The sequence below is a fragment of the Acidimicrobiales bacterium genome (genome assembly GCA_035533595.1).
Taxonomy (GTDB): Bacteria; Actinomycetota; Acidimicrobiia; order Acidimicrobiales; family Bog-793; genus DATLTN01.
The window spans coordinates 1-4,730 of record DATLTN010000067.1 but is presented as its reverse complement, the minus strand read 5'-3'; the positions used below and the strand labels follow the sequence as shown (position 1 = coordinate 4,730).

Here is a 4,730-nt window from a genome sequence, read left to right as displayed (position 1 = left end):
GGCACCTCGACGGGGTGGTAGCCGCAGCGCAGCAGCTTGCCGGTCAGCTCCCAGTCGAAGTCGAAGCGGTTGCACTCGAGGCGCAGCCCTTCGAGCGCGTCGCGCCGCAGCACCTTGTACATCGTGAACGGGTCGCGCAGCCGTGAGCGGTAGACGGTGTTGAAGAGGCGGAGGAAGAGCGCGTTGCCGACGTTCATCAACAGGCCGATCGCGAGCTGCTTCTCGAAGTGCCGGACGCCGAAGCGCGCCCCGTGGGTCTTCAGGCGGTAGCCGAGGACGAAGGTCGCCCGAAAGGCGCGCAGCGGCTCCAGCAGCGCGTCGTAGTCGGCGATGTCGTACTCCATGTCGGCGTCCTGGATGAGGATGAAGTCCCCGCCGGCCGCCGCGAGGCCCGCCCGCACGGCGTGCCCCTTCCCGTGCGGCGCGTCCTCGAGGACGAGCTGCACGCGGGGGTGGGACTGGTAGCCGAGGACCGCCTCGCGGGTGCCGTCGCTCGAGTTGCTCTCGACGATGACGACGTCGATCGCGATCCCCGGGATCTCCTTCGCGAGGAGCTCGTCGAGCACCTTGGCGAAGGTCTCCCGCTCGTTGTAGACGGGCATCACCACCGAGAGCGTCATCTCGCGCGCCGTCGGGGGCGGCGCCGAGCCGCGATGGGTGAGGGCGACGAGGCGCCCACCGGGGCCGGCGCGAAAGCGTGGGCGCACGAAGCCCGCCCGGTAGAGCGCGCTCGCGAGAGCGTCGCGTCGCTGAGCCGTGAGGCCCCTCGGCGCGTCCACGTAGACGAGGGGGGCGCCCGCCGGGCAGCGCTCGTAGACGGCCGCGAGTGCGGCCTCGGGGGGCGTTGGGGAAGCGGCGCCTGCGACGAGGACCGCGCCGCCTCCCGCCTCGTCGGGCTGCGGCCCCTCGAGGGTGGAGAAGGGGGCGAAGGTGCCGAGCGGAGCGAGGTCGTTGGGCACTGCGGAGGGGTCCTCGGCGAGGAGGAGCAGCGGCGCGTCGCGATCGGCACCGAGCGCCGCCTCGACGAAGGTGCCGAGCGACCTCCCGCTCGACAGGAGCGAGATCGGCGAGCGTCGGGTTTCGGGGAGGGCGGTCAGGAGGCTCGTCTTCTGAGGATGGGAGGACAAGGAGTCTCCTCGATCCTCGTCGCCGGCACAGCGGAGAGGCCGGCGGGCTGGTTTTCGCCACTATACCTGCGCCTCCCTCGGCCGATGGGTTGCCCCGCGACGGGTAACCACGCCCCGCGCGGGCCCGTGAAGGCGCGCTGCCGGGGGTAGATTCTCCCGATGCCAGTTCCCGGCGCGGTCGTGACGCGCGCCACCGCGGTGCCGTCGTGACGATCGATTGCGTCGTCGTCGGCTCGGGCCACGCCGGGGTCGCCTGCACGATGGGCCTCGTCGCGCGTGGCGTCCGACCGACGGTGATCGACGTCGGCAACGACGGGACCGCCGAGCGGCTCCCTGCCTTTGCCGAGCTCGGCAGCGCCGAGCCCGAGGACTGGGACGAGGCGCTCGCCGAATCGGCGCGCGCCTATTTCCCGATCAATCTGCGCGGGGTGCCGCTGAAGCCCGTCTACGGCTCGTTCTTCCCCTATGCGATCAACGACTCGGACCTCTCGGTCGTGCTCGACGGCGCCGAGACGGTGCAGTCGCTCGCCCGCGGCGGCCTCAGCAACACCTGGGGCTCGTCGATCCTCTCCTACCATCGCGACGACATCGTCGACTGGCCGATCGGCCTGGATGAGCTGGAGCCGCACTACCGGGCGGTCGTGAAGTTCATGCCGACGACCGGCGACCACGACGACCTCGAAGACCTCTTCCCGCTCTACACCGAGCAGGCCCGCCCGATGGAGCGGACGCCTCAGGTCGAGTCCTTCTTCTCCCGCCTGCGCGCGCACGGCCGCGAGCTGCACGCCGCCGGCCTCGTCTTCGGTGCGTCGCGCCTCGGCCTCGAGACCAACGCTGAGGACGAGCACCGCTGCCGCTACTGCGGGCTGTGCATGCACGGTTGCCCCTACGGTTCGATCTACAACACCGCGACGACGCTGCAGTCCCTCGCCCGCAGCGGCGCGATCGACTACCGCTCCGGCCTCTACGTGGACGGACTGCGCGAGCGCCCCGACTCGGTCGAGATCTCCTACCACGGCCGCGGCGGGGACCACGACCTCGGCAGGACCGAGGCCCGCCGGGTCTTCGTCGCCTGCGGCGCCGTCTCCTCGACCCGCCTCGTCCTCGAGTCGCTCACCGAGCTGCGCTCGGCGCGCATCCTCGACAGCCAGACCTTCCTCGCGCCGCTCCTCACCCGTCGCCGGGTCCCAGTGAGCACCGAGGGCCAGGGCAACACGCTCGCCCAGCTGTTCGTCGAAGTGCAGGATGAGGAGATCGCCCGCCACCGCGTGCACCTGCAGATCTACGGCTACAGCGACATCATGCTGAAGGCGCTGCTCTCGCGGGCGCCGCTGCGGCGCGCCAACGCCGAGCGCCTGCTGCAGCCGCTGCTCGGCCGCCTCCTCGCAGTGCAGGGCTTCCTGCACTCCGACGACTCGCCGGGGCTGCGCCTCGAGCTGACCGACTCGGGCGTCCGCCTCGTCGGCGACCGTGTCCCGCATCCGCACGCCCGCGTCCACGCGCTGCTGCGCAAGCTGCGGCGCCTCCGTCGCTACACCGGCGCCGCGCCGATCCCGGGGCTCACCCAGGTCGGCCCGCCCGCCAAGAGCTTCCACTACGGCGGCTCACTGCCGATGCGCGCCCGTCCGGCCGGCCTCGAGAGCGACATCCTCGGCCGCCCCTGCGGCTCGGAGCGCATCCACGTCGTCGACTCCTCGGTCTTCCCCTCGATCGCCGGCACGACGATCGCCCTCACCGCGATGGCGAACGCCCACCGGATCGCGACCGAGGTCGCCCACCTCGCCTAGTGCCCGGCGACGCGCTGGTGGCGCGGTCGTGACGGCCGACGGGGCCGTGACCACCCCTCCTCCCCGCCGCCTCGCGGGTGCCTTCGCTCGCGCCCACGCTGCGCGGCGGGCGCGCCCGCCCGCGGCACGGGCGCGCGACCTCGTCCTCGCGGTCGCCTTCGTCGTCTTCTCGCTCCTCTACGGCTGGACGATCGCGACGAGCGGCGCGGCGGCCGCCTTCGGCGGCCAGCCCGACTACTACGGCCAGCTGACGACGGGCTTCCTGCACGGCGAGCTCTCGATCCCGACGCTGCCGCCGAAGGCCCTCGTCGACCTGCCCGACCCGTACTCGCCCGTCGCGAACAACCCCTGGCAGGGGCCCTTCCACGACCTCGCTCTCTACCACGGCCACCTCTACCTCGACTGGGGGCCGACGCCGGTCATCGCCCTCTACCTGCCGTGGCGGCTGCTCGGCCTCGGCAACATCGCGAACGACGGGGCGCTGTGGATCTTCTCGACGCTCGGCCTCGCCGGCGTCCTGCTCCTCTTCCGCACCCTGGTCGACGACTACCTGCCGGCGACCCGCCCGGGGCGCTTCGGGCTCGCCTGCCTCGCGCTCGGGACCGGAACCGTCGTCCCCTTTCTTGACCGCACGCCCGACATCTACGAGGTCGCGGTCTCGTGCGGCTTCTGCTTCCTCGCGATCGGCCTCTACCTCCTCGCGCTCGGCGCGCGTCAGGGGGCGCGCCGCTGGAAGCTCGCCGCCGGGAGCCTCGCGCTCGGCCTCGCCGCCGGCGCCCGCTGGGACCTCCTCCTCGGCTGCCTCCTCCTTCCGCCGTTGCTGCTCTGGCTGGCGCGCCGGGACGGGGCCGCGACGGCGCGCGCCCGCGTGCGCCTCGGGGCGGCGATCCTCGTCCCGGGCGGGGCGTTCATCTTCCTGCTCCTCGTCTACAACGCAGCACGCTTCGGGAGCCCGCTGCAGGTCGGGACGAGCTACCAGATGGCCGGCTTCGACCCCACCAAGACCCCCTATTACCTGCTCGGCTACATGTGGCCGAGTCTCTACTACTACTTCGTCGCGCCGATCCGCTGGACGCTCACCTTCCCCTATTTCGCGCTCCCCGTGCCCCCCTTCTACCCGGGCGCGGTGCCCCCCACCTACGCGCCGGAGATGATCGGTGGTGTCTTCACCACCACGCCGATCCTCGTCGCGCTCGCCGCGGCCGCCCTGCGACGGCGCCTACCTCGCGTGCTCCGTCTCACAACCCTCGTACTCTTCCTCGACGCGCTCGTGATCGTCGTCCTCCTCGCCCTCGGCGTGCCGGGGGGCTCGATGCGCTACGAGGCGGACTTCGCGGTGCTCCTCCTCGTCCCCGCTCTCCTCGCCTGGGTGGACTGGCACCCGGCGCTGCGGGTGCTGCACGGCCTCGTCGCGGTCGGAGGGACGGTGCTCATCGTCTACGGCGCGGTCGTAGCCGGCGCCCTCTCGCTCTACGGCTACCACGGCCAGATCTACAGCACCGACGGCGGGCAGGTCCGCGTGATGGAGCAGCTCACCCAGCCCTTCCCCGACCTCATGACGCGCCTCCTCGGCCACCCGGTGATCACCGGGATCGGCTCCGACGGTGGCGTGGTCACGATGCCCCACTACGACACGCTCGGCGTCGGCGACGTCGTCTACGGCAACCTCGGCGAGGGCGCGACGACGATCACCGTGGAGAGCCCGGACCGCGGCGCCTGGAGCCTGTGGTTCTCGGTCGAGCCGCTGCCCGGCATGCCGGGAGGGACCTTGCCGACGCAGTTCGTGCTGAAGGACCGCACAGGGGTGCACCGCTTC

At 72.1% G+C, this 4,730-nt stretch carries 3 protein-coding genes; 2 read left to right on the top strand and 1 reads right to left on the bottom strand.

From position 1 onward, the window contains the following. Positions 1 to 1,127 (bottom strand): glycosyltransferase family 2 protein (locus VNF07_12750; protein ID HVB07107.1); only part of this gene is annotated, 1,127 nt, incomplete at its 3' end. A gap of 206 nt (positions 1,128 to 1,333) precedes the next feature. Between VNF07_12750 and VNF07_12745 the strand changes: the two genes are divergently transcribed. Together VNF07_12745 and VNF07_12740 are read left to right on the top strand one after the other, a co-directional pair. Then, a complete protein-coding gene (locus tag VNF07_12745) occupies positions 1,334 to 2,914 on the top strand; it encodes a hypothetical protein (protein HVB07106.1) in 1,581 nt (526 codons plus the stop codon). 28 nt (positions 2,915 to 2,942) lie between these two features. Continuing rightward, on the top strand, positions 2,943 to 4,730 hold a 1,788-nt coding region (locus VNF07_12740; GenBank protein ID HVB07105.1), incomplete at its 3' end, for a hypothetical protein.